At 36.3% G+C, this 25,395-nt stretch carries 22 protein-coding genes; 5 read left to right on the top strand and 17 right to left on the bottom strand.

Translation table 11 applies throughout. The features are described 5' to 3' along the window. Nucleotides 1-77: 77 nt before the first annotated feature. Nucleotides 78-461, bottom strand: a complete 384-nt coding sequence (locus FN817_RS03930; RefSeq protein WP_142716796.1) for a low affinity iron permease family protein — start codon at nucleotides 459-461, stop codon at nucleotides 78-80. Nucleotides 462-584: 123 nt separating this feature from the next. On the opposite strand from FN817_RS03930, the gene FN817_RS03925 reads away from it, so the two are divergent. Then, nucleotides 585-1,166: a YciE/YciF ferroxidase family protein gene (locus FN817_RS03925; protein WP_142716795.1), complete on the top strand. Its 582-nt coding sequence runs from the start codon at nucleotides 585-587 to the stop codon at nucleotides 1,164-1,166. A 273-nt stretch (nucleotides 1,167-1,439) separates the two neighbouring features. On the opposite strand, the gene FN817_RS03920 is transcribed toward FN817_RS03925, so the two are convergent. The 6 genes from FN817_RS03920 to FN817_RS03895 all read right to left on the bottom strand — a co-directional run bounded on the left by FN817_RS03920 (nucleotide 1,440) and on the right by FN817_RS03895 (nucleotide 12,002). After that, a complete protein-coding gene (locus FN817_RS03920) occupies nucleotides 1,440-1,724 on the bottom strand; it encodes a VOC family protein (protein ID WP_142716794.1) in 285 nt (94 codons plus the stop codon). Between the two features lie 47 nt (nucleotides 1,725-1,771). Beyond that, nucleotides 1,772-1,957: a hypothetical protein gene (locus FN817_RS03915; RefSeq protein ID WP_047433500.1), complete on the bottom strand. Its 186-nt coding sequence runs from the start codon at nucleotides 1,955-1,957 to the stop codon at nucleotides 1,772-1,774. Nucleotides 1,958-2,491: 534 nt separating this feature from the next. Then, nucleotides 2,492-2,854 (bottom strand): hypothetical protein, encoded by a 363-nt coding sequence (locus FN817_RS03910; protein WP_142716793.1) that lies wholly within the window; start codon nucleotides 2,852-2,854, stop codon nucleotides 2,492-2,494. Then, entirely contained in the window at nucleotides 2,836-6,435 is a 3,600-nt protein-coding gene (locus tag FN817_RS03905) for a DUF6443 domain-containing protein (protein ID WP_142716792.1), read from the bottom strand. The genes FN817_RS03910 and FN817_RS03905 overlap by 19 nt, the downstream gene beginning before the upstream one ends. Nucleotides 6,436-6,441: 6 nt before the next feature. Then, entirely contained in the window at nucleotides 6,442-10,365 is a 3,924-nt protein-coding gene (locus FN817_RS03900) for a DUF5977 domain-containing protein (protein WP_142716791.1), read from the bottom strand. Between the two features lie 2 nt (nucleotides 10,366-10,367). Further along, a complete protein-coding gene (locus FN817_RS03895; RefSeq protein WP_142716790.1) occupies nucleotides 10,368-12,002 on the bottom strand; it encodes a T9SS type A sorting domain-containing protein in 1,635 nt (544 codons plus the stop codon). A 647-nt stretch (nucleotides 12,003-12,649) separates the two neighbouring features. Between FN817_RS03895 and FN817_RS23360 the strand changes: the two genes are divergently transcribed. Then, complete coding sequence (locus FN817_RS23360) at nucleotides 12,650-12,790, top strand: bacteriocin-like protein (RefSeq protein ID WP_228451468.1); 141 nt, start codon at nucleotides 12,650-12,652, stop codon at nucleotides 12,788-12,790. A gap of 148 nt (nucleotides 12,791-12,938) precedes the next feature. Then, a complete protein-coding gene (locus tag FN817_RS23055) occupies nucleotides 12,939-13,106 on the top strand; it encodes a hypothetical protein (RefSeq protein WP_167498804.1) in 168 nt (55 codons plus the stop codon). A 44-nt stretch (nucleotides 13,107-13,150) separates the two neighbouring features. On the opposite strand, the gene FN817_RS03890 is transcribed toward FN817_RS23055, so the two are convergent. From FN817_RS03890 to FN817_RS03875, 4 genes are read right to left on the bottom strand one after another with little or no spacing between them, the layout of a single operon-like run. After that, nucleotides 13,151-14,740 (bottom strand): MFS transporter, encoded by a 1,590-nt coding sequence (locus tag FN817_RS03890; RefSeq protein WP_142716789.1) that lies wholly within the window; start codon nucleotides 14,738-14,740, stop codon nucleotides 13,151-13,153. 2 nt (nucleotides 14,741-14,742) lie between these two features. After that, complete coding sequence (locus tag FN817_RS03885) at nucleotides 14,743-15,789, bottom strand: HlyD family secretion protein (RefSeq protein ID WP_142716788.1); 1,047 nt, start codon at nucleotides 15,787-15,789, stop codon at nucleotides 14,743-14,745. A 10-nt stretch (nucleotides 15,790-15,799) separates the two neighbouring features. Further along, the gene (locus tag FN817_RS03880; protein WP_142716787.1) at nucleotides 15,800-17,131 is read right to left on the bottom strand and encodes a TolC family protein; all 1,332 of its coding nucleotides are present in this window, start codon (nucleotides 17,129-17,131) and stop codon (nucleotides 15,800-15,802) included. Further along, nucleotides 17,118-17,375: a hypothetical protein gene (locus tag FN817_RS03875; protein WP_142716786.1), complete on the bottom strand. Its 258-nt coding sequence runs from the start codon at nucleotides 17,373-17,375 to the stop codon at nucleotides 17,118-17,120. The genes FN817_RS03880 and FN817_RS03875 overlap by 14 nt, the downstream gene beginning before the upstream one ends. A gap of 90 nt (nucleotides 17,376-17,465) precedes the next feature. On the opposite strand from FN817_RS03875, the gene FN817_RS03870 reads away from it, so the two are divergent. After that, nucleotides 17,466-18,254: an AraC family transcriptional regulator gene (locus FN817_RS03870; protein WP_142716785.1), complete on the top strand. Its 789-nt coding sequence runs from the start codon at nucleotides 17,466-17,468 to the stop codon at nucleotides 18,252-18,254. Nucleotides 18,255-18,347: 93 nt separating this feature from the next. On the opposite strand, the gene FN817_RS03865 is transcribed toward FN817_RS03870, so the two are convergent. Beyond that, the gene (locus FN817_RS03865) at nucleotides 18,348-19,022 is read right to left on the bottom strand and encodes a MarR family winged helix-turn-helix transcriptional regulator (RefSeq protein WP_142716784.1); all 675 of its coding nucleotides are present in this window, start codon (nucleotides 19,020-19,022) and stop codon (nucleotides 18,348-18,350) included. Nucleotides 19,023-19,262: 240 nt separating this feature from the next. Between FN817_RS03865 and FN817_RS03860 the strand changes: the two genes are divergently transcribed. After that, the gene (locus FN817_RS03860; protein ID WP_142716783.1) at nucleotides 19,263-19,547 is read left to right on the top strand and encodes a hypothetical protein; all 285 of its coding nucleotides are present in this window, start codon (nucleotides 19,263-19,265) and stop codon (nucleotides 19,545-19,547) included. A 53-nt stretch (nucleotides 19,548-19,600) separates the two neighbouring features. On the opposite strand, the gene FN817_RS03855 is transcribed toward FN817_RS03860, so the two are convergent. From FN817_RS03855 to FN817_RS03835, 5 genes are read right to left on the bottom strand one after another with little or no spacing between them, the layout of a single operon-like run. After that, nucleotides 19,601-19,972 (bottom strand): response regulator, encoded by a 372-nt coding sequence (locus FN817_RS03855; protein ID WP_047422842.1) that lies wholly within the window; start codon nucleotides 19,970-19,972, stop codon nucleotides 19,601-19,603. 27 nt (nucleotides 19,973-19,999) lie between these two features. Continuing rightward, nucleotides 20,000-20,569 carry a chemotaxis protein CheB gene (locus FN817_RS03850; RefSeq protein ID WP_142716782.1) on the bottom strand — a complete coding sequence of 190 codons (570 nt, stop codon included), beginning with the start codon at nucleotides 20,567-20,569 and terminating at the stop codon, nucleotides 20,000-20,002. 11 nt (nucleotides 20,570-20,580) lie between these two features. Then, a complete protein-coding gene (locus tag FN817_RS03845; protein ID WP_142716781.1) occupies nucleotides 20,581-21,411 on the bottom strand; it encodes a CheR family methyltransferase in 831 nt (276 codons plus the stop codon). Beyond that, complete coding sequence (locus FN817_RS03840) at nucleotides 21,412-21,777, bottom strand: response regulator (protein ID WP_185149892.1); 366 nt, start codon at nucleotides 21,775-21,777, stop codon at nucleotides 21,412-21,414. 15 nt (nucleotides 21,778-21,792) lie between these two features. Further along, on the bottom strand, nucleotides 21,793-25,395 hold the full coding sequence (locus tag FN817_RS03835; RefSeq protein WP_142716779.1) for a response regulator: 3,603 nt from the start codon (nucleotides 25,393-25,395) through the stop codon (nucleotides 21,793-21,795).

Genomic DNA, 25,395 nt, shown 5'->3' with positions numbered 1-25,395 from the left:
TGGCCCTCAAATGTTCTAAAAAGTAAGTACTTATTCTCAACTTAAAACTAATATAACCTATTATATTCATCAAAAAATTATTTATGGCTGCTTTGTTTTTTTGGAGGAACTTTTCCAATCCTTTCATAAAATTTATGGAGCTCATCAAGTTCTTCTTCTGTAAGATCTTCAATATCAACCATTTTATTACTTGCCTGCTCATGGCTCGCAATCAATTCATTGAGTTTGATCTGTATGGCTTTTGAATCTTTATTCTGTGCTTTCTGGATTAAAAACACCATCAGGAAAGTAATAATGGTAGTACCCGTATTAATAACCATTTGCCAGACTTCTGAAAATTTAAACATCGGTCCGGTGACTGCCCAAATGATTACTAATAAACTCGCTCCAATAAAGGCACCCGCACTGCCTGTAAAGCAAACAGCCCAATCCGCAAACCGGTCAAATAGATTCTTTTTCATAATGCTAAAAATTTCTTCTAATGTATCTGATCTATTCATTATCGATTTATGAGCCAGATCATATCTAAGTATAAATGGTCTTAGAATTGCAGCAATTAGGATTATCACACTAAATCTAATATTATGGCAACCAAAACCGTATCAAAAAAAGCAACAACAAAAACACCTTCAAAATCATCTTCAGCTGCAAAAGCAAGAAAAACACCAGCTAAAAAAAATGCTTCCAAAGGATTGAAAGATCTATTTGAAGATGGGTTAAAAGACATCTATTGGGCAGAAAAGGCATTGGTAAAGAGCTTACCTAAAATGCATAAAAACGCAACGGATAAAAAGCTCAAACTCGCTATTGAAAATCACCTGTTGGAAACTGAAGTCCATGTAAAGAGACTAGAGGAATGTTTTAAATCGCTAAAAAAGAAGGCTCAGGCAAAAAAATGTGATGCCATGCAAGGGCTTCTTGATGAAGGAAAGAGCATCATGGAAGAAACTGAACCAGGCACGGTGAGGGATGCAGGGATCATAGCTGCTGCGCAGAAAGTTGAACACTATGAAATTTCGACGTATGGGACCCTCGCTGCCTATGCAAAAGTTCTTAAGGAAAATGTATGTCTAAAAAATCTTTTAGCAACCCTAAATGAAGAAAAGAAATGTGATAAATTACTGAGTAAAATTGCAGACATTGGACTCAATAGCAAAGCTTTGTAATATTGATTCTGTGATAGTACATTAAACTAAAACCCTCCCAAGAAGAAGGGTATGATTATAAAAGTTTGTAGGGATTGATCTACAACTATTATGATATAGTAAAAGTACTATGCAAAATGCTACCACCTTATGATTATAGTCACAAAATATTTCACAATATTTACTCAAAGGATTTATAAAAACTGGAAGACTACTCGCTTCCAGTTTTTTATAAGAACTCCCATTATAATAATTTGTAGAAATAAGCTTACATAGTGATATCAATCTACTATTTCATTTGATATTCCGTTGTACAATACAAAATGAATTACCTTCAGTATCTAAAAGTACAACATAGTCAGCGTCCTGTTCATAATTCCATCCCTGTACCTTTGAAGCTCCAATACTAAGAAGCCGTTCCACCTCCTTATTCTGGTTATCGGTTATCAGATCTATATGGTGTCTTTTTGGTTCCTCAGAGCTTGTTACTTTTAATGATAACTGGATTCCATCACCATTGATAATATTTTTAAATCCATGTCTGCATTTTTTAAATAATTGCACAAATATTCCTGTCAAAATATTTTTTTGACCTGCTACTTTTCATCTTCTTTAAAACAAAATAATTATGCTTCGTCTTTGGTATTTTTGACAAGACCTATCCCCGAAAAAAAGAATATCAGTCCGAGAACCCCGATTACACCTAATGTTGTATAAGCCGAGCTTTTATTAATCAATTCATATCCTGTATAAATCAAACCTGCGATTCCTAAAACAGTCAGTATTGTTCCAAATGTGCGTTTAACGTTCATAACAGTATTTTTTTGATGTTAAATAATAGTATTCTATAATTTTATCAGTTAATTGAGTCAATATCTTTTAGATTATCAACACAGCCTCAAAACAGTTTTCAGGTATTCAGTAAACTGTAACATGAGGTTAAAAAAACTATATTCCGAACTTTAACAATAGAGATATTTTCATTCCCTATCTTTTTAATTCACTAACTACATCATATGATTAATACCCATTCGGTTAAAAAAATTGCAAAAATTAAGCCGTTTGGATAAAAATATTTCTTTGACTGATTGAAAAAATATTTCTACGAGTGTTATAAATGATGTAGCTCTAATAGCTGTATCCAGTTTTTGAGTTCAAAATCTTTGGTCCATTGAATATAAGAAGTTCAAAGAAATAACTAAAAATTCAGCTGTATTATGCATGGGCAATGCCACGATAATAATACTTTTGAGTTCTATTTCACTTCTTACTTATATAAAATACCCTCTCAAAAATGAGAGGGTATCGGGCAATTTATTAGAATAGAATTTTAGTTCCGCTAGGAATTATAGTTGTAAATCAGTATCATTAATAATTAATCCCCATTTATTTTTCATATAATCATTCAATGGTGTATCCCAAAAGTAAGGAGGAGAGCAATGCTCACTTATTTCTGGAAAAATCGTCTGAATCCTTTCTTCATAGATAGGATTTTCTTCAAATTTTTCTGATATCCTTGAATACTTCTCACTGATAAAACGCGTAAGCTCATTATCATTATGTAGCCCTTTGTTCTTTAATTGATCCAGCTTTTTAAAAAATTCAATTACGACCTCTTTATATTGCTCATCATCAATAGTTGAAAGGGATTCAAAATTCAAATAAGTATCTATCATATGATTTACTTCTGTTATCTTACTGGTTTCCATAATGGTGCTGTAGCTTGTATTTGGGTTCTAAATTGTTGTAACATTATTCTTCCGACCGGTGTTATATTTGCATGATTGATTTTATCTACATTGATACCTAAGCCGGATCTGTACACATCTGTGGCTTTTATTCTAAACAGCGTTGTCTTAGGAGTAGCAAACTCTACAACCGGAACAACATTGCCATATCCTGGTGTTACTGACATTCCCATTCCTGAACTGCCATAAACATAATCCGTATCAGCTTTTATTTCACCAAAGATATTATTAGACATATCCTTATTTCTTATTCCTAAAGTGTTAAGAGAGTTACCCAATTCAGGAAGTCCTCCAACACTTCTCATATTCCTGTACAAATATAAGTTATTTAAGTCTTCAGGTTCGTCTGCCGGAGTATCAACCGCAGCATCTCCATGCAATGTCCAGATTGCTACAGCTGAAGCAAGGATCGTTAATAATGAAAGTCCTGCTCCGGTTCCTGCTATAGTACCCGTACCTGTTCCGACTCCCGGGTTTCCCCAGCCTCCAGTAAGTGGAATTGCTATCCCTAAAAATGAGCCATGCGTAACGTATTTTGCCTCGCCATTAAAACCCAGATAGGTATGTCCCGTATTCTGCTCAGAACTGTTGGTAATGACAACATTATCTACAACGCTTCCGTCAGGGCGGAAATCTGTGAAACCTCGTTTTGTATATTCTTCATCCCCTTGCTGCATTCCTGGTAAAAACACCCATGCTCCGTTTCTATAGCCCCATCCAGCCCCTTCTCTTCCATCCGGATCAATAAAATTTACCGGATTATCAAAGGCATAATTGTAAGGGTTCAGCCTTGTCATTTTTTCAGCTAACGGATCCAGGACCCCCCATCTTCCAATTTCAGGCATATACATCCTTGCTCCATAGTCATACATTCCGGATTCTTCCTGAAGTTCCTTTCCGTTATATTTGTATTGATATGAAGGATTTCCAACGCCATCATTGTAACCGCGATGCTTTAATCCAAAAGGATAATAGTTGTTTTCTTCAATAACCTGTACTCCGCCTGTCCCATTATTTGTATAGCTAAGCCTTACATTTCCTAAGTGATCTGAATAATTGTAAACATATTTGTTATTTTCGAAATTATAATATCCTTCAGCGGTAGGAATGAATTTTAAAACCGGAGGGAAAATTTGTGTTGTATTTCCCTGCACTTCATACTGAAAACCATCTAGGTAATCCGTCACTGTAGAGGACTCCGTAGTATTTTTACCTACTCCGTAAGTATATTTTTTGTTCAGCTTTACACCATCCGATCTATAAAGGTACTGAGTCGTAACATTTTTTATAAGATCTCCTAAAAACAAATCCTTTACAACGTAGGTCTGATCGAAAGTAAACTTATCAGCCAGATCAAGATGATTGTAATCTATATCCAGAATGCCTCTATCTTTCTGATCTGTCATATTTCCATTAAGATCATAACCAATAGTATTTCCGGAACTATCAGGATATCCGCTGTAATTACCAGAATTATCTTTGACAGAAATCAGCCTGTTACCCGTATAAGTATACGTTAAATTATCTATAAGAAGCGGTTGATTATTGTATGATTTCTGATATCTGCCTAAACTTCTGATATTACCTCCAATATCATAATTTACCCACTCATTATAAAAATTATTTTCAATGACTGTAGCACCGGGAGTGGTGAAACGGCCAAATGCTAATCTGTTTAAAGTATCATAGGAAAAACCATATCTTCTTAAAATATTATCACTTTGTGTTTTCCAGTCGATCTCAGAAATGTTTCCGTTAAAGATTGCGTATGTTTCAGTATTTGCAGGATTCTGATATTTAATGGAATACCCAAACAATTTTCCGTTCACAAGATTATCCGGGTCATTTATTTTTGTCATCCAGCCCCTGATGTTGTACTGATAATCTATTGTCTGAAGTGGATTTGAGATACCTGCCCCTCCCACTTTTTTGCTTGACAACTGAGAAATTTCGTTGTACGTATTTTGAGTCAGTACCTCTTCTGTATTATTATCTACCTTATGTTTATGTACAAGCAATCTGTTTTGCGAATCGTATTCAAATGTTTCTTTTATAATCCTTTCCGTATCACTATTCAGCCTTTTGTGCTTTACAATAGTTTGTTTTACTGCTCCTGAAAAGTCAAGTACAGATTCTGTAGAGGTATAACCTCCTAAATGATTGATAGAAAAGGTTCCGATTTCCCTGCCTTTCATATCATAATAAGAATAACTCTTAGTCCAGTTATCGTTCTCAATATTTTTTATCAGTGTCAATAAACCAAGTCCTTTGGTATTATTAGCATCAGCAATATTATCAGTAACCGCATTAGCCGAAGGTGCCGGATTAAAACTATACGGCGGATAGGTATCGTAATAATTTACGCTGAGCAATTTAAAATTAACAGTTGGATACGTAGTATTAGCCGGATAATAGACCTCCATTCCTGCATTATTAAATCCTATAAAAGCCTGCCTTAATGTATTGTTATTGGTGAAGGTATTAGTTGCATTTTGTTCAAAAACCCGACCCTGGCTTCCATAGGCCTGTGCACTTGTATAAATTCCTTTATAAACGATTCTGCTGAATTGGTCATATTTTGTAAACATCCATTGTTTAGCGGCTCCAAGGTTCGCATCCTGAGCCAGTACTAATCTGTTTTGTTTATCATACACCATATACTGCCATCCTTTTCCGGGAAGCTTTTTCTCCACAAGCCTGTTCACTCCATCATAATGGTATTGATAGCAAAGGTCATTTAGGATAAATTCCGGAACTTCGACGTTACTTCCCGTTCCATAAGCATTAAAAAAATCCATAATTGCTTTGGGTGGAATTATATAAGCCAGCTGATTAAATTCGTTATATACGTAGTAGGTATCTGCATTTTCATCATCCTGCGATATCTTACGAAGCAGTATTATGTTTCCGGATCCATTTGTAAATTGCACCACTTTATTTCCGTCCTCATCAGTTACTACGCTTTTATATAACTGATTTACCGCATATTCATTTTCCCAGACAACCTTTGAATAGGTGGTATTGTCTGTTACGGTTGTGATTGTAACGAATCTGGCTACATGATCGTCCAGAATATTAGCCTGATATTTAAAACTAACAGGATGGTTTTGCCAGGCCTGTCCCGGCTGCACATTTGATAAAGTTCTTTCTATTGGAGAAGCTTCAATATTTTTATGAGTAAACGGAAAATTATCTCCATAATAATTTGTAGCATTCGAATTAACGCCTGACTGAATGGCTCCATTTAGTGTATTCATTGGTGAGGGAAGCCATGAATCTACCTGTCTTCCAAGTTCATCATAATCAATTGGTGTTACCAAATCTTTACCCTGTGGAGTTGCTTTTACATTAATCAACTGCTTAGGTCTTCCTAATTTATCAAAGTACTGAACTGTTTCAGAAACCTTAGGATCACCAGAAGCAGGATAATCAAGGTAGTTTTTAGTATAAATATAATTTTCGTTGCTACTGGGTACAGTTGTTTGTGCATATAATGTACCTGCCAAAAACAGCATACATAATAAAATCAGAGTTTTTTTCATGGTGAATTAGTTTACAGGAAAGAATAGTTCATAATTATAGGAAGTATTGTTGGGGGTAGAAACGCCCAAATGTCTTCGTATAATAATCTCCCCATTGGTTTTAATTGTATAGTACACCTGTCCGTTGTAAGATGAATAATCTGATGTTGGCCTGCAGTTTCCTACAATGTCAGCCACTTTTACACCTGTGGTCGTCCAGGGTAAATTGACTGAGTTCGGCCCAGAGGAAAACCCAAAACTTACCTTATACATAGCGTTAGTAGTAACAGAAGCACTTCCTCCACCTGATATTCCTAAAGATGAATTGAATGAAAGACTACAAGATGTTGTAGAGTTACATAAGCCATTTGCATTGGCGTAATACTGACCATTAGCGGCAATATCATTAAGCGCTGTCTGATCTGCCAGTGCCTGGCTTATCGTGGAGGAATATTTACCAGCAGGTACAGTGTAAACGATAGGTGCGGGAGTTGCCCCTGACTGAGTACAATTATTTTTTGTAAATGACTGACTTTTGAAAGTGTTATAATAGTAAACCGTAGGTACATACCCATATTTATACTCTTTTACCGTTTTCCCTGATCTGTCTTTTATTTTCTGAAGCCTCAATGCATTATCATAAATATAGCTCTCTCTTGTACCAGACGGCATCGTAATACTTCTAAGCCCCACAAGAGGATCATGAGTATAGGTTGTTACCTGATATGCTGCAAAAGCAGAATTGCCCCTGAAATTATCTAAAGTATTTAATAATGCTGTTTCATCATTGTTTGGCAAAGCCAGTGCATCATTATTTGAAGCACTCACAATACTGCTAATAAGAGAGGGATCAATATCTGATAATTTAGCTCCATCTATTTTAGCGATGGGCTTTGTCTGATTATATCCCCAGATAACAGTGGTTGGTATACCTTCCCTATTTGTAAATTGCTGTAGATTTCCTTTGCTGTCAAACTTATCATATGTCATTTGAACTACTGGTGAATTAATCAGGATATTGGTAGAAAGATCGGCATAAGGTAAAGGGAACCCAGCTGTTTTCAAATCAGCATCAGCCTGACTTGATGGAAAATTCTTATATACTGTTGATATAACCTTTCCCTGGTCCGTATCATTCTTTTTCTTGATTGAACTTTGAAGTTGTGAATTGGCAACAATATTTAAATTAATTAAATATTGCATTCCCTGTGTCAAAGGATAGGCAAAAGAGTTTTCTGTAATGCTTCCGTCAAAATGAGTTATCTTCTCTTTCGTTGGAAGAAAAAAAGGTTCCTGATAATTGTACGATATTGGCACCCCATTATTTAAGACCGGATTAGCTCCAAAATATTCCTTTGTGATCTGTTCTTCATTAAAGTTATTGGTACTTAAATAATTATTCCTGTTAATCTTTTTATATAAAATAAGATTTTCTGGAGTATTATCAATAATCAAATTCCAGGCAGGTTTAAAAATATATGAGTTAGAAAAATATACATTAAAATCCGTACTAACATCCTTTCCGATTTTGTAAATATAGGTTTCTGTCTGCGTTGGAAAAGCTGCTCCTTCACCGTAAACCTCTTTGCTAATTAACTTTGCTCTTAAATGGCTGCGGTTTTTGAAATAATTTTCATTCGCCACAAGCCTACTTCCATAAACACCTCCCGTATGATCTTCTGTATGAGGGTAAATATTAGGATAATTACTAAATCCAGTAAAAGAAAACACCTGCTTTCCTTTTCCTGTTTCTTCTTCTGTCACTTTTTCATATATAACAAAACTTCCGTCATCCGTTTCAGGCGTATTCTGCTGTGATAAATACACCGCCGGATAAGAAGCAACACCAGAATCGCTGACACTGTTGTACCATCCCCCAATTCTATTAGTAACCATAGAAGGTATACTTCCTATAGTCCCTGATGAAGTACCGCTATCGTTCAGATATTTATACTTAATTGTTCTGGCTGTATAACCATCAAGTATCTTTTGTTCCTTGACTCTGACTCCACCACCCAGCTGTTCCTGGCCATTCAAAAGAAATCTGTTTAGCTCATGAGTAAATATGAAATATCCCCCTGTCGGAGTTGTGATTTGATTTAGCATTCCTATAGAAGCCTGATTATCCGGAGCCATGTCTATATCACCATATAAAAAAGTGGTTCCATTAAGTGGAAGGTTATCAAATTTGAACTTCTGATTTATAATTTGGTAATATGTTTTAGGAAAGCTTCCGGCCGACTGCTGTTTAAAATTCCCGAAAAGATCCCTATAATTTTTGGTAGCTTCCGAAGTTCCTTTTGAAGGCATTGGACCGGGATTATAATCAAGTTTATAGTTGTACAAAAAGGTATCATCTTTATCATAAAATGCAACATCATCCAGTCTTAATCTTAAATCCAGATCACTTGAAACTTGTATATTTTTGAAATAACCATAGCTTAGTTTTACCTTTTTAACAATCTGCCCATTAATATCATAAACAATGATTTGAGAAAGTGCCCGTTTAGGATTTACATTATTATTATCATCAAAGGCGTCGGATCTGGTAAAATCATAGAAAAACTTTACCTTACCTTCACTCCAGTTAATTTCTTCCACATAATGATATACAGTATTTTGAGCATATTTATTATTAGTATAATCTACCGGTGAAATACCACCTCCCGGATAATTGATAATACTACCTCCATTTCCATAATTAATAATATATGAACTTAAAATTACTTTGCCTTTATCAAGATCCTTAAGCTTAGTCTGAGATTGCTGGAACTCTTTATAGGCAAAAGTTACTTTCTTATTGGAAGTGACATCCAGTATGGAATCGAGATTCCACGTATTGATATCAATATTATAGTTATTTTTTAAGATAAGCTTGCATATCGACATTTCGCTTTTGGGATATTCAGGTGATGAATCTGTAAAACTACTGAAAGGAAACTCAGTTGTGGAGCTGATGTTGACATCGTTTGTTTTAAATGAATATACATTTCCATACGCATTGATTACCTGAAACTGATCATAATCTTTAGCATTGTTTCTTAACAATGAATAATTATTCTGTGTGGCATAGTTATCAAGGTTACCCAATTTTGAACTACATTCTGTAGGAAAAACAGTATTCCATCCCATCCATCCTTTATTGGGAACATTACTGATGTCAAATTTATCATACTTATTGACATAAATTTTGTTGCCAAATCCATCTAATTCATGGCCTCTATAATTGTAGGTACTAAATCTTGGATCCCAATTGCCGTCCTGATTTGTTTTTTTATTTAAGTAAAATTTGGAATTTAATCCTGGGGCGACTGCAAAAAAAGTGTCTGCTGCCATATCAGTATATTGCTCATAATTTGAAGATGCAGCGGTAATTTTTGAGTCCGGCATATATTCAACATCACTATCATTGACCAGTCTTCCCTTTTTACTTATATACTGTCCCCAGTCTGAAGAAGGATCATACACCGTTATCCATGTTAGCGAAGGTTCATCCCATTCTGCACGGGGATAATTACTTGAATTCTGGTTTATTCTATACTTATTGTCATCAATATCATTAACAAACTTGGTCACATTACCTCCGGCTATTAAAACCCAGTCTAATCCGACATTCGTGCTTTCCTGATTCACTTTTACTCCACTTGACGAGTATTTTAGCATAACAGGAACGCTAATATTCCCTTCTTTAACTTCAAAAATAGGAATTGAATATTCGGCCCTGCCCGTTGCATAATTAATCGGAATAAGTTCTGATTTAATTAATTGTGAAACTTCGGGAGTTGTAACGGTAAAAGCTTTAGCCAGATAATCATCCTTATTGGTTGAATTATTTGTAGTAGTTGTTTTCGCCAGAACCTTAATGGTATCTGATTCTTTTTTTGTTTTCTCTCTTTGTCCGTAAGTAGAACAGAAAGATAGAACTAAAAATAGTAAATAGTATTTTTTCATGGTTATTTCTTAATCAGTTTAGCATTCGCTGCTTTGTTGTTATCCGTTTTTATAGTCACCAGATAAGCTCCCTGAACCAAAGCCTGGGTATTAATCTTAGTCACTCTGTTCTTTGTTTTTAAACTCTGAAGCTGCCTCCCGCTCATGTCATACAACAGAATATCAGCATCTTTAAAATCAAAACCGATTTCTACATATGCATAATCAGATACAGGATTTGGATAAATCTTAATGTCATATTTTTCGATCAGCTGATCAACCTGCTTATCTCCCAGCTTAACAATCTTCCAGTTTTCTTTACCCAGTTCTTCTGTACTGGTTCCTGCCAAAACAATAGAGCCATCTCTGTTCAGTTTCAAATCGAAAAGTCTCTCTTCCTTCTTTTTGGATTCTCCCTTTACATATTTTCTCCACTGTTCATTGCCATTATAATCCAGATATAACATCCAGAATGTTTCATCATCAGTTTGTATTTTTCCTTCAGCCTGAGTGTAGCCTCCTAATAGAATTCCTTTAGAAGATGTATCATCTACAGAGTGAAGCACACTCATTCCCATCAAGATATCTCTATTTTTAAAATTGTAGGATTTCTGCCACTGTTCATCACCTCTTTCATTTAAGGCAATCAGCCATAGATCTGTGCCTTCTTTGATACCTACTGTTTTATTTCCTGCTCTTTCCGATCTGGATTCTCCACCAATAATAAATCCATTTGATGTTAATGCTAGTGTTCTGACATGATCATCACCTTTCCCCCCAAAGTTTTTTTCCCATTCTACTTTACCGTTTTTGTCCAACTTGACAATCCAGTAGTCACCCTCACCAAAGTTTTCAGTTTGTTTCGGAGTTCGGTATACAGGGTTCGGGGTTTTAACGTCTGATATAAAACCCGCATCTCGCATCCCGGACTCTTTGTCAGATCCCGAAACAAGAACCTCGGAACTTCTGGAATAAATTCCCAGTAAGGCTCCGCCATCTCTCGTTGTAATCATCTTCTCCACTTCGTCTAAGCCTTTTCCGCCTAGAATTAATTGGGAGAGTTCTTTTCCATTTTTATCGATTCTGGTAACCCAGACATCTTTGGAACCGTAGCCTTTTGCAGCATTCTGCACATTGCCGGCAACCACGAATCCCAGATCTGTGGTCTGAATAACAGCTCTTGCTTCTTCATCTGAAGAAGTTCCCAAAGTTTGCTGCCATAATTCATCACCAAATTCATTGATTCTAACCAGCCAAATATCTGATCCTCCTTTCGAATCATCTTTTTTATCAAATCCTTTTCCCGAAAAAGAGGTTCCTGCTACCAGAAATCCACCATCCTGGGTGGTAACAGTTGCTGATAAATAATCATGGTTGGATCCTGAGAAGTATTTTTCCCAGACTTCTTCTCCTTGCTGGTTCAGTTTGACAAGGTGTAAATCATAACCATTATTCTGTTTTTGTCTATCGGCAGCTTGCGACTGATTTTTAGACTGAATAGAGCTTCCAGTGATAAGATACTGCTGATCAATTGTTGTTGTAACTTGACTCAGGAAATCCTGAGTAGAAGATTTGAGATCTTTCTGCCATACTACTTCCTGAGCAGATATACAAAGACCTGTGTACAATACACATACATTCATAAAGAGTTTCCGCATTAGTTTTTTTGTGATCGAAAGTATTACAATATCGAACCAAGTAAGGAAACAAAGTGTTATTTATTCTTTAAGTTAACATTAACATTCATATACTATTACTGTATTAAGTATCCTACAGAAAACAGAACATTGGAGAATAAATAACATATCTGACTTCTTTATAATTGAGTTTTTTACTTTTGTATTAATAAAATTATCGGAATACTTTTCTATCAATTTTTTCACTTCCGAAACTATCTCCTGAATTTGAAGACCAATACATAAAGAAGTTCTTTATCATACTTTTTTAAGAGTTCTGCCGGATGAAGAATTGAAGCCAATTAAAAATTATTCGATTTCTAATTATAGCCAGTTGAAAAGCTATTGACGCTTCAACGCTGGCAGCCGGAAGCTATCTTCTTTCAGCAAAAACTAAAAAATGGAGAAATCATGCGTCGTACATTTATTAAAAAATAAATGTAATGGTAAAGAATTTTAAGAGATAACAATTCAACTGATATTGTATTACTGTTAGAAAACAAGCATTTCTTAGAGCAATAATTTTATAATATAAATCACAAACAAGGCCCGAGCGTTAAAATTCGTTAATTTCAACTAGTATATAATAATTATTTGTGAGATTTGTTATGAACATAAAATATATTAATATGAAAAATTTAAAAAAGCTTAAAAAAGAAGAATTAAAAACAATCGTTGGCGGATCAGATTGTACCAGGTTATGTTTTATCAACGATAAACTAACATGCGTTCCGTACAGTTCATGTGGCGGCCCTGGACTTGAGCCATAAAAAAATTAATACCCTGTATGACAAAGTTCTAAAGACTAAAAACAAACAGTGTATCCGAATTAAGGTAAGTTGTAACAGAATCTCTCCCTTTCCGCAAATGCGCTTTGAAGACGATAAACAAAGGTTTTTACAAAAGTGTGGCAAATTCGTGGCAAATGAAGCCTCAACCACAGAAAAACCTGATAAATACACAGAGGAAATGGGAAGGTTCGAATCCTGTATTCTCCACTATGTGTATCTGATAAAATCTTCAAAATACACTAAAAAATTGATAAATCCTGCAAAAATTGAATTTGCAGGATTTATATTTTTATAATCTTGAACCTAAGAAGATGTAATTTTACATAAATTGATTATATTCTAATAAGGTATATTTCCTTTTCTTAGCCTAAGCAATACGTGCTGAATCTGTGGAAGTAAAAGAAGCATCATGATAACACACATCACTCCTACCAGCATCCAGTCATAATAATCCCGGGTAGCACGCGCCAAAATCTGTTGCCGGATTAATACATTGAACTGGGCGACTGAAGCAGCTTTTGCAGTATACATATCATTACCTGCATTCATGTAGTGGTTTTGAATATCCATTAATGTAACAGGCAATTGGATATTGGTTTCTGTCAATGTTTCCCTGACTTTTTCCCTCACAGCCGATTTAGCAAATAGTTGAAGCTCATTATTAACAGCCAGGCTGGCGGTAAAACCGACGAACCTTGCCAATATTCCTATAAGCGATGCATTACTTGCAATTTTTGGTGGTGCAGCGGATATAGTAAATGAAACAACAGGAACAAATAAAATACCTGTAGCTGTACCATAAATAAACATAGGCGGAATGAAATCTGTTGTATTCCCCTGAACTGAGATAAAAATCAGCATATATGCATAGTACAAGGCCATAAAACCAAATCCTGCAATAATAATCCTAATCAGATTAAACCCCATAAGTATCAACCGGGAGGTAACAAACATCCCTAATGTAGTTCCTGCAATTACGGCTATCCAAATTGGTATAGTACTGAGCGGGTCATTACCTAAAACAGCTTCAAGATAACCATAAGCAAGTCCTGTACTTCCTTTGAAAATATAAAACAGAAAAAGTAACAGCAACCCGATTACAAAATTCTTAGTACTGAAAATTTGTAAATTAATCAATGGACGTTTAAGCTTCAATTCTCTGGCAACAAAAAGTACAAGAATGCTTATATTACCCAGACTAAGCAGAACAATTAACGGACTATCGTACCAGCCTAATTGCCGTCCATATACAAGGATATATCCCAGAATCAAAATAAAAGAGACATAAAACAAATAACCGGCCCAGTCTACCTGATATAGAGGTATTTTTCTGGTAAATCTGGCCTTACCATTCATTGTTGCCAACACAATTAGCACTAGTAAAATAAGTATTATAATGGGGCCGTAAAACAGCCGGTTAAAGTCATAAAAATAAAGTACAATACTGGAATAGATGGAATAGAACGGAACAGCGATCTGTATACTTCCATATAGAAGGCTGTATGCGATTATCCGGGCACGTGTGGACTGCAATCTTGGAAAAATAAGCTGTAAGACAATTCCGGAGATCAACGCACAGGTAATTCCCTGCACAAACTGACAGATTACAAACAATGTCCAGTCTTTGAAGTAAAAACAGATGAGAGAACATACAATATTGGCTGAAAATGCTGTCAACAAGTATTTTCGCGGCGCAAAATATTTGACAATACGAAAATCCAGCGCTAAAAAAGCTACAGTTGAGCCATAAATAACCACCATGCCATACTGGACGTCGGTAACCTGTACACCATAAAAACCCATTGCCGAAGCAGGACTGCTATAGTAAGCAAAACTAAAGAGACAGGTCATCAGTATGGCAAATATTACGGATCTTGCCAGCCATTCGGGAACCCAGGGGTTAAAAACCGGAATTTTATGAGCCTGCATAATTAATCTTTTAAAACATAAACATTGGCATTCATTCCTGCAGAAAGTTTCATCAGTTTTTCAGGTGTATCTCTCAGCCTGATGCGTACAGGAATACGCTGTATGATTTTCACAAAATTACCGGTGGCATTATCTGGTGGCAGTAATGAATATCGGGATCCCGTTGTTGGAGCAAGTGATTCAATAACTCCACTGAATTTTTCATCCGGAAAAGCATCTACTTCTATCTTTACAGCCTGACCTGTTTTGAAGCTGCCGACCTGCGTTTCCTTGAAATTGGCGAGCACCCACTTTTCTTCTGATCTATTAACCAGAAATGCCAGCGTCTGGCCCGGCTGTATCAATTGCCCTTCCTGAATGGTCTTTTTCCCGATCTGCCCGTTAAAAGGTGCAGTAATGATAGTATATTTAATATCGAGTTCCTGACGTTTCACCATGGCTTTTTTTATTTTTATTTCGGCTTCTGCTGCATTTCGCTGTGCATGGAGATCATTGAGTTTTGATTCGGCAACCCGCAGGGTAGCCATTGTCTGTGTGTAATCAGATTGTGTGACAGACAAAGCAGTGCTGATATTATCAAATTTTTGAGGTGTGACTGACTCGTCAGCCAGAAGATTTTTGTAACGTTCAAATTCTCTTTTTTGCTGTTTCAGCTTTGCCTCTGCTCCTGCCAGTTGGGCTTTTATAACCTCAATACTCTTTAGTTGTGTTTCTTCATTGGCCGCCAAAATAGGCAGTTTAGCAGATGAACCGGCCAGTTCTGCTGATGCAATATCTCTTTTTAAACCATATTCATCAAGCTCAATAACGACAAGTGTATCGCCTTTTTGTACCTGTTGATTGTCTTTATAATAGATTTTGCTGATGTAGCCACCTACTTTTGCATTGATAGGAGATAAATAGGCATCTACCTGTGCATCGTTGGTTTCTTCGTAGTGATATTGCCTTATGAAATATAAAGTCCCCCATATGAAGATACCTGTTAATAATACGGCTCCCAACCACTTAGTTACGTTTACAATCAATTGATCTGTTTTATTTTTGTTCATAATTATTTTTTTAAAGAATTCCTGCGATTGCCAGTAGCCGGATATGGCCAAGTTTTACGTTTGTTTGTGCAGTTGTTAAATTAAATTTTGCTTCCAGCAAAGCATTTTCTGCCTCCAGAAGATCAGTCAGCAGGGATTCCTGATTGAGATAGCTGTTTCTGATAACCCGTAGAGTTTCTGTAGTTTTTAAAATATTTTTTTCTGCGGTATTTACGCTTTCCAAAGCTTGTTCGTGCTGGAGGTAAGCTTCTTTTATCTGAAGAAAAATTTCATCTTTTTTACTATTAGCTTTTTCTTTGGCCTCGCCACTGATAATCCGGGCAATTGCAATGGAATGTTTGCTTTTGTATAAATTATCTATGGAAAACTGCACTTTAATTCCGGTTTGCCCGAATCCCCACACATCATTTGAGTAAGGATAAAATGAGATCTGGGGGTAGGTATAATTATAAGTTGAATACAATGACACTTTAGGCAAACGTGCTGCTTTAACCTGGCTGATATTTAATTCACTCCATTTAATATCACTCTCCATCAGCTTAAGCTCAGGTGACTGGTTGAGCGCAATATCCAGATAACCGGTATAATCGCTGCTGTAAAGACTTTCCATCTCTTGATTTCTTTTATAATCAATTGCCAGTTGCTGAGTCTGATCCCGCCCCATTAACACATTCAATCGTTGTTTTCTGATATCTATTTTCTTTTCTATATCGGACAGATTAAGTTCCAGCTGGGATAATTTTACAGAGGTTCGGAGCACATCGCTTTTTAGTACAACTCCGTTTTGGTGCAAACTCTCGATAAGTGATAATTGCTTATTCTCTGCAGCAATTTCTGCAAAGAGAAAATCACGGAAATACATGAATTTGTACAGATCAAAATACTCAACTGCAATATTATATTTCACACCGTGCTTTTCCAGCTGAACTTCATATTGCCTGCGTACCTCTCCTTCCCGCTTCATTCTGATATTTATCCTTTCTTTTCCACCATTAAAGAGATTAAAATTTAAACTATATCCTGCTCCATAACCATAACTTTTAACCGGTACATTCTGTGGAGAGGAGAATAAGCCTTCGCTATAAAGAAGAAATCTAGAATTGAGCTTCACATCTCCACCCAGCGAAAGTTCTGGCAAGAGATTGTCTTTGGCTTGAAGTACTTCCAGTTTACTTTGCTGTAGATATAAATCAGATAGTTTCAGTTGACGATTATTCACTTCGGCAGCTTTCCACATTTCTTCCAGACTCATCATAGAACCTGCTGCATCCTGGGCATGGAGATATGATATGGGCAGCAAGAATACTATTCCCAATATTGAAATTAATTTATAAAATTTCATGATCATTTTTTTTGTAAGTGTTTCTATTTTTTCTTTTTGTAAAAAAATCTGCTATTATTTTCCCTAATTCATCAAAGATTAAAGTCAAATCGATCATAGGCACAAAAGGATAAGAATAGGTCCATCGGTAGAAATTAATTGGCTCGATAGGGTAAGCCGGATGACAGCCTGCCTGATCGAAAGCTTTATCATTTGTTTCAATTCCGGGTTCCGGATCTGGGTTTGCTATTGTATGTTTCATCATAACTCTGTTATTATTTACTGTAGCAAAATTATTCAGGAGCGAAAACTATCTTTTAATATAATTAGCCTAAGATTTGTTATATTTGGCCACATGGAAATTCTTAAGCAGCTTTTAGACAGTGTAGACCAAAACCCGGATTCTATTCTGGTGGTACGACAGCAAACTGAACAGCAGATGCCTCCCCATCAGCATGATAAGGCACAGCTATTATTGGTTTTTGGGGGAATTGCTTATCTAAAGACCGCTGAGAAGGATTTTTATATTCCGTCAAGCCATTACATCTGGATACCGGGAAAATATCCCCATAATCTGATGTTTAATACTCAAGATCTTTATATTATTAACATCTACTTTCCGGAAGAAAAGTCTGACGGATTTTATAATGAACTGGGAATTTATCCGGTGAGCAAGCTGTTATCAGAAATGCTTACTTTCAGCGAAAAATGGCAGGGAGACTATTATAAAGGTTCCTGGGAATTTCAATTTCTTACCACACTGAAGAACCTTATATCGAAAGAAAATCTCAAAAAGTTTTCCATTCAGCTTCCTACAACCGATGATCATCGGCTTAATGCCATTACAGATCATCTCAGAATCCAGTTACATGAAAAGCTTACTTTAGAAAATACCGCAAAACAATCAGGAATGAGTGTAAGAAGTCTGACGAGGCTGTTTCAGACAAAACTTCAGATCACTTTTATTCAGTATATAAAAATGCTTAGGATTATCAGGGCTATGGAACTGATTAAAGATACCGACCTGAATATGACTGAAATTACTTATGAAGTAGGCTATTCCAATATTGCAGCCTTCAGCAATAATTTTCACCAGCTAACCAATATGAGGCCTACCGAGTTTAAGGCTATGTCCAGAATATAAAAATTTAACAGATGATTTGACTAATACACCAGCATTAGCCCATCCATTATTTTACCATTGAAAGATATAGAAGTATTTGTATAGCTCGTTAACCTATGATTTAAATGTATACTCATCATACACTGTATTGATAAGCTCATCAGGATTGATATTTCGTGAAAAAATAGGATAATGAAAACGGTCCAGTTTATTAAGAATACGTATAAGCTCCATCTTCTCGTAATAATTGAGATTTCCTGCAACGATATTGGTCGCCTGACGGATTTTTTCCATTTGATTTTCCAGGACCTGCAATCCTCTTCCGGTGATATGGATTAATTTACTGCGCTTGTCTAAATCAGAATCAGTTTGTTCAACAAGTCCCTGTCGTAAAAGCCTGGCAATAATCAGCATACCTACCGGCTTATCATGAATATTTTTTTTGATAAGAGCCATTTTTGTCATCTCACCAAAAGCCTTAAGATTAATCAGATAAATAAAGTCTTCCTGAGTCGAAAATTCAGAATCTGAGATGGCAGATTTTGAGTAGGTTTTTGCATACCGGTTAAGGTGAACAAGTAATGTACTGATCGCACTCTCCGGTGTTCTTCCATTCTCTTTGCCTTCCCAATAAGGTTCTTCAGTATGATTTTCTTCAATATTCTCTTGATCAGAAATCCATGTTTTAAAGCCCTGAATAGTTAACGGATACGACTCTGGGCTGGTGCTGACTTCAGTTTCAAACTCTTCCAGCAAGTCTATATAATCTTTAATAAGCGCGTAATTCATCTCTGTTAAATAGTTTACAAATATACTAAATCAACCGTATATATAAGCAAGATACAGTAAATAGAATTAATCTCGTAGGGAATTATCGGCCATGTATTACCTGTATAATGCTTTGTTCTTTAACCTCAGACGATAATCTGAACATTTGGTAATCAAAGTTTTCCGGTCATCCGTTCTGTGATATTCCTATGCAATACGGTATAATAATTGTTGGAAAATAAACAGGAGTAAAATAAGCGTATGGATCATATAGAAACTGAACCAATAGATTTGGTAAGAGATAAAGATTTTATTGATAAATACTTCAGTTTAACTATAAAAAAAGAATTGAATATTGACATCGATGTGAGCAATGAATATATTGCTGCACAAAACATTGTGTCCAGAAAATTAATTCTGGTTAAAACATTTTCAGACGTTGTCATGGGAAATCCCGACCTGTATCTTTTATTGGTTTATCTCATCCATGATATCAATACCCGCCCTTTAACAAAAGGACAAATCATTAGAGCATTGAAAAAATAAAAAGATCCCTCAAAGGTTTTTGAGAGATCTTCATTTTTTAATGTAAGTCAGGTTTATACCTGTTCTTTTAGATGTTTTGCTACCATTGCTTCCAGATCATCGAGATTAAAAGGCTTTGAAACATAATCATCAGCTTTTGCTTCGGATGCCAAAGCAACAATATCATTATTAGCTGTAACGTAAATGACCGGAATATGTTTAAATTCTTCGGTGCTTTTGAGAAGTTTTGTAGCTTCTACTCCTCCTATTTTAGGAATCCAGTTATCCATCAGGATAACATCCGGCTGATAGTCTGCCACTTTCTCAAGGATATCGTGTGAAGTTTCCGAGATTTTGACATCATATCCGTTTTCTTCAAATATAATGGTGATGACTTCTAAAATAGCCGCTTCATCATCAAAAATTAAAATTTTCTTTTTACTCATATTATGTAGATTATCTATTCTTAAATATTATAATTGTTTTATATAATCCGCTAAACCCGCGGGGGTGATAATTAAATCATATTCAATTTCTTCTATGGCATGTTTGGGCATAAATTCCACCTCTGCTGTTTCCGGATCCTGAATCCAGACCTGCCCATTATTCCTCTTAATATAGCTTAATCCTTCTACCCCATCAGCATTGGCTCCCGATAAAAGGATGCCTATCAGATTTTCTCCATAAATTTCTGCTGCAGACCGGAAAGTAACATCTATAGACGGACGGGAATAATTCATTTTTTCTGAGCTGTCCAATGACATCCATTGAGTATTCTCAAACAGCAAATGATAATCTGCAGGAACAATATATATGGTGTTATCGTCAACTTCAGTCTTATCTTCAACCTCTATGACCGGTATCTCCGTAAACTGCTGCAGTAAAGTCCGCAGAATATCTCCGGATTGAGCTTTGCGATGCATCACAAGTACAATGGGAACCGGGATGGTATTATCGAGGTTTTTGATCATTTCTATAATGACCTGTAAACTCCCTGCTGACCCTCCGATAACAATTAATTCTGTATTGGTTTGTGATTTCATTCCGGTAATTATTAATGGTGATCAATTTTTTTCCAGATTTTCTGATCTTCAACCTGATGATAGTTTTTGTCAATAGCAGAAAACCGAAGGGTTTCTTTCGCTCCCAATGCGAGAAAACCTAAATTCTCCAGGCTATCATCAAAAAGCCTGAACACCCTTTCCTGAAGCTCTCTGTCAAAATAAATCAGTACATTCCTGCATACAATCAGCTGAAAACTATTAAAAGAGCTGTCTGACACAAGGTTATGCGTTGATAAAATCAATTTTTCCTGTAAGCTTTTATCAAATCTTACACTATCATAATTGGCAGTATAATAATCCGAAAAGTCTTTTAATCCGCCAGAAAGCATGTAGTTTTCAGAATACAGTTTCATCTGCTGCAAAGGAAAAATACCAGCTCTGGCTGTTTCAAGAACGGCAGGATTTAAATCGGTCCCATAAATCAGAGATTTACTGTAAAGGCCGGCTTCTTTCAGCAGAATGGCTATAGAATATGCTTCTTCTCCGGTTGAACATCCTGCAATCCATACCCTGATCAGCGGATAGGTACCTAACTGAGGCAATATATGATCCCGGAGTGTTTTGAAAAAAGAAGGATCTCTGAACATTTCCGTAACATTTACTGTAACTTCTTCTACAAAACGTTTTAAGTACTCAGTATCATTCATAACTTTATATCTGAGCTCTGCAAAGCTGGTAAACCTGTCTAAAAGACATATACGGTTCACTCTTCTTTTAAATGAAGCTCTGCTATAACCGGAAAAGTCATAGCCATACCTATCATAAACATCTCTGATGAGATATTCTATTTCTTCATCTTTTATGATACTTGGCTCCAGCATCTATGAAAGTTTTTCTATTGCTGTTATTAAAAGATCCACGTCAATTGGTTTTGAGATGTAATCATCAGCTCCTGCTTCCAGACATTTCTGGCGGTCTTCAGGCATAGCCTGCGCGGTGACAGCAATAACCGGGACGTGCTTGATTTCCTGAGTATCTCTTATCATTCTTACAGCTTCATACCCGTCTATCCCGGGCATCATCATGTCCATAAGAACAACAGAAAACTTAGGGTTTGACTTCAGAATTTCTAAAGCCTCCTGAGCCATTGTACAGGATTCAACTGCATACCCACGGGCTTTAAGGGTTAGTTTTAATGCAAATATATTGCGTGGATCATCATCCACAATTAAGACTTTCTTATTCATCAGAATTTTATCTGTTTAACTTTCATACAACCAAACACGAAGGAGTGATAATAACTGATCAATATCTACCGGTTTTGAGATATAATCCGAAGCTCCTGCTGTTATACATTTTTCACGTTCTCCAATCATAGATTTGGCAGTTACGGCTATAATAGGCAATCTTTTATAGGCCGGCATTTTTCTTATCTGCTTTATTGTTTCATAGCCATCCATTTCCGGCATCATCATATCCATCAAAATAACGTCTATGTCAGGATGGTGGCTAATTTGTTCCAAAGCGTGCTTTCCATCCATTGCTACAATGACTTCAACTTTATATTTTTCCAGTGCCTTGGTTAAGGAAAAAATATTTCGGACATCATCGTCAGTAATGAGTACTTTTTTACCACTCAGTACTTCTGTTAAAGAGCCGAGCATTCTGCTTGTGGTACTTTCAGCCGAACTGTTTTTTTCTTCCACCAAATGTAAGAATAAACCTACCTCGTCTAAAATTCTCTGATAGGAATGTGCCGTTTTCACAACAATAGAATCTGCATACTGTTTTATTTTCAGCTCTTCTTCTTTAGACAAATGATGTTCAGTAAAAATAATGATCGGCAGATTTTCCAGCCCCTCATAACTTTTGATTGATTCTATGACGTGGTAATCATTTCCTTTTGTGCTTCCAATATCCAGGATAACGCAGTCTACAAGATCTGAAGTGAGTGCCTTTACACTATCCTCTACATTATGTTCTACCGATAATGAAATATTAAAATTACTCAGGAAATAAGACAATGCACTGGCATGTTTGGCATTTTCTTCAACAATTAAAACTTTTTGAGGCCCTTTTTGTAATGCTTCTTCAATTTTCCTGAATACATCTGTCATTTTATCCAGAGCAACAGGTTTATTGATGAAGTCTACCGCTCCTTTCATAAGGCTTTCTTTTTTCACATGCAGGGCAGACATCATATGTACCGGAATGTTTTTTACAGTGGTATCAGACTTCAGTTCATCCATCACTTCCCAGCCATCTTTTACAGGAAGCTGAACATCCAGTAAAATAGCACGGGGATGATACTGTCGGGCAGCTGAAAGAGCATAATCTCCTCTTACCACAACAATACCTTTATAGTTCTGTAAATGGGCATATTTCAATAGAGCTTTTGCAAAATTGGTATCATCTTCAATAATCAAAATAATTTTATCACCTTCCTGAATATTATCCCGGTCGTCTGCCACATCTTCAGGAATTTCTAATGTGTTCGTATGTTTACTTTCTCCTTCATCAAGGATATTCTGAATTTCTTCAACATCTTCACGAATGATTTCTACCAGATCCTGATCGGTTTCAGACTGAACAATCTCAGCTACAGGATGTACAGGAATCGTAAAACTGAATTCACTGCCTTTATTCACTTCGCTTTTCAAAGTCAGCTCACCTCCTAAAAGTCTCGCAATTTCACGGCTTATAGAAAGACCCAGCCCGGTACCTCCAAATTTTCTTTTTGTAGATCCATCAGCCTGCTGGAATGCTTCAAAGATAATTTTCTGTTTGTCTTCTGCTATTCCAATACCGGTATCTTTCACTGAAAATATAATAAAATCAGGTTTTTCAGAATGCTTTTTAACGTGTAAATCAATGCTTCCTTTTGTGGTAAACTTCAAAGCATTGGACAGCAGGTTTCTTAGTACCTGATCAATACGGAGCCTGTCACTTTCAATGATGGGCTGTACTTCTGAATCAATCTCGATGTTGAAAGGAAGTGTTTTCTCCTGAAATACCGGACTGAAAAGACTTTTCAGATCTTTTATGATATCTTCAACAATAACTTCCTGGTATTCCAGGGTCATTTTTCCTGATTCTATTTTTGCCAGGTCAAGAATTTCATCTATTAACGTTAATAAACTTGTTCCTGAGCTTTGAATAACTCTTGCAGATTCTATCTGATCCTCATTAAGATTCTCATCAGGATTTTCTGTCATTAACCTTGATAATAGAAGGATTGAATTAAGAGGTGTACGTAATTCATGAGACATGTTGGCAAGAAATTCAGATTTATATTTGGTACTGAGTGCCAGCTCTTCCACTTTCTTCTGAATTTCATTATTCCGTTCAGCAATCAAATGATTTTTTTCTTCCAGCAATCGTGAGCGTTCTTCCAGTTCTGCATTGGCCTGCATCAGTTCTTCCTGCTGTACTTTCAATTCTTCTTCTGAAGCCTGAAGCTTTTGCGTTTGTGCTTCCAGTTCGGTATTGAGATTCTCAAGTTCTGAGTGCTGTACCTGCAGCTCTTCAGACTGTGCCTGAGTTTCTTCCAGCAGCTGCTGTTCTTTCTCTCTTCCTTTTGCAGCATTCAGTGCTATTCCTATATTCACGCTGCATTCTTCAAAATAGCTGATTCTGTCTTCCTCAAAATTAGAGGTAGACCCTAATTCTATAACTCCTATCACATGGCCGTCAGCAAAAACAGGTATCAGAATGATGCCATAGATCTTAATGGTACTGCTGGCAAAAGTTACTACAAAATCATCTTCATGAAGATTATTGTACACCTGCGTTTTAGCATTCTTAAAAGCCTGCCCAACCATTCCTTCCCCTTGCTCAAACGTTTTTTTCATATTTGCTTCCAGCCCGAATGCATTGTTAAGTTTCAGAATGCCTTCGTCAAAAAGATACAATGAACCGTTGATACAGTTTCCATATTCAATCAGCTGGCTTAAAGCTTTATTGGATACTTCTTTTACTGATTTATTTCCGACAAGGGATTCATTCAGCAAAGCAAGTCCTTTCTGACGCCAGTCGCTTTTATTAATTTTATCAAAAGATGTTTTCAGAGATTCGGTCATGTGGTTCAGCGATTCTACAAGACCTCCAAGGTCGTCTTCCGAGTTATCCACAACTTTCTCACTGTAATCACCATTGGCTACCCTGTTTGCTATTTTTTGAATGGCACTGACACGGCGGGTCATTTCCTGATCTTTATCTCTGAGCATTTTCTCCAGTTCATCTCTCCTGATCAGGTCGGCACGCATTTTAAAATAGAAAAATGTAGTCACTACTACCGCAGCCAATGCAGAAAAAACAATAAAAAGAACTGTTGTTTCTGATGAGCGTGTTAAATCCTTGTTTTTGATTTCAACCTGACTTTCTTCATACTGTATAAAATCTTTTACGATTTTACGGCACTCGTCCATATAAGCTTTGCCGGTAACGATTTGCTGTTGGGTCATCACAACGCCCTTTCGCCTGTTTTCCACCAGATTTTTAAGGTTATCCATCACCTGACCGACTGCTACTTTTAATCCGGCAAGTCTTTCCTGTTGGTTTTTATCCTGTACCCCTAATGATTCTGCAAGTACCAAAGCTTTGGAATATTCTCTTAATCCGCGTTTATAAGGTTCGAGAAAATCTTCCCTTCCTGTCAGCTGGTAGCCTCTGTTTCCTGTTTCGGCATCCAGTAAAGCTACCAGAACATCCTTAACAGCGGTCACAGAACGCCTGCTTTTGGAAAGGCTCTCACGGTGATTCATTTGATTTTGAATACTCCAGTAAGAGGCTACTGAGCTCGCTATCAATATCAGAAGCGAAAGACCTATTCCAAACTGGAGATTTCGTATAATTTTTTTCGGCAT

This window comes from Chryseobacterium rhizoplanae, assembly GCF_900182655.1.
GTDB classification, from domain to species: domain Bacteria; phylum Bacteroidota; class Bacteroidia; order Flavobacteriales; family Weeksellaceae; genus Chryseobacterium; species Chryseobacterium rhizoplanae.
This window is presented reverse-complemented; position numbering and strand designations above follow the sequence as displayed.

Excerpts from the sequence above, each read along its gene's own strand:
- FN817_RS03870 (WP_142716785.1), top strand. The coding sequence starts at position 17,466 with ATGGAAATTCTTAAGCAGCTTTTAGACAGTGTAGACCAAAACCCGGAT.
- FN817_RS03895 (WP_142716790.1), bottom strand. The coding sequence starts at position 12,002 with ATGCGGAAACTCTTTATGAATGTATGTGTATTGTACACAGGTCTTTGT.
- FN817_RS03910 (WP_142716793.1), bottom strand. The coding sequence starts at position 2,854 with ATGGAAACCAGTAAGATAACAGAAGTAAATCATATGATAGATACTTAT.
- FN817_RS03840 (WP_185149892.1), bottom strand. The coding sequence starts at position 21,777 with ATGAATAAGAAAGTCTTAATTGTGGATGATGATCCACGCAATATATTT.
- FN817_RS03865 (WP_142716784.1), bottom strand. The coding sequence starts at position 19,022 with ATGAATTACGCGCTTATTAAAGATTATATAGACTTGCTGGAAGAGTTT.
- FN817_RS23360 (WP_228451468.1), top strand. The coding sequence starts at position 12,650 with ATGAAAAATTTAAAAAAGCTTAAAAAAGAAGAATTAAAAACAATCGTT.
- FN817_RS03890 (WP_142716789.1), bottom strand. The coding sequence starts at position 14,740 with ATGCAGGCTCATAAAATTCCGGTTTTTAACCCCTGGGTTCCCGAATGG.
- FN817_RS03860 (WP_142716783.1), top strand. The coding sequence starts at position 19,263 with ATGGATCATATAGAAACTGAACCAATAGATTTGGTAAGAGATAAAGAT.
- FN817_RS03925 (WP_142716795.1), top strand. The coding sequence starts at position 585 with ATGGCAACCAAAACCGTATCAAAAAAAGCAACAACAAAAACACCTTCA.
- FN817_RS03915 (WP_047433500.1), bottom strand. The coding sequence starts at position 1,957 with ATGAACGTTAAACGCACATTTGGAACAATACTGACTGTTTTAGGAATC.
- FN817_RS03905 (WP_142716792.1), bottom strand. The coding sequence starts at position 6,435 with ATGAAAAAAACTCTGATTTTATTATGTATGCTGTTTTTGGCAGGTACA.
- FN817_RS03930 (WP_142716796.1), bottom strand. The coding sequence starts at position 461 with ATGAAAAAGAATCTATTTGACCGGTTTGCGGATTGGGCTGTTTGCTTT.
- FN817_RS03855 (WP_047422842.1), bottom strand. The coding sequence starts at position 19,972 with ATGAGTAAAAAGAAAATTTTAATTTTTGATGATGAAGCGGCTATTTTA.
- FN817_RS03880 (WP_142716787.1), bottom strand. The coding sequence starts at position 17,131 with ATGAAATTTTATAAATTAATTTCAATATTGGGAATAGTATTCTTGCTG.
- FN817_RS03900 (WP_142716791.1), bottom strand. The coding sequence starts at position 10,365 with ATGAAAAAATACTATTTACTATTTTTAGTTCTATCTTTCTGTTCTACT.
- FN817_RS03885 (WP_142716788.1), bottom strand. The coding sequence starts at position 15,789 with ATGAACAAAAATAAAACAGATCAATTGATTGTAAACGTAACTAAGTGG.
- FN817_RS03850 (WP_142716782.1), bottom strand. The coding sequence starts at position 20,569 with ATGAAATCACAAACCAATACAGAATTAATTGTTATCGGAGGGTCAGCA.
- FN817_RS03835 (WP_142716779.1), bottom strand. The coding sequence starts at position 25,395 with ATGCCGAAAAAAATTATACGAAATCTCCAGTTTGGAATAGGTCTTTCG.
- FN817_RS03875 (WP_142716786.1), bottom strand. The coding sequence starts at position 17,375 with ATGATGAAACATACAATAGCAAACCCAGATCCGGAACCCGGAATTGAA.
- FN817_RS03845 (WP_142716781.1), bottom strand. The coding sequence starts at position 21,411 with ATGCTGGAGCCAAGTATCATAAAAGATGAAGAAATAGAATATCTCATC.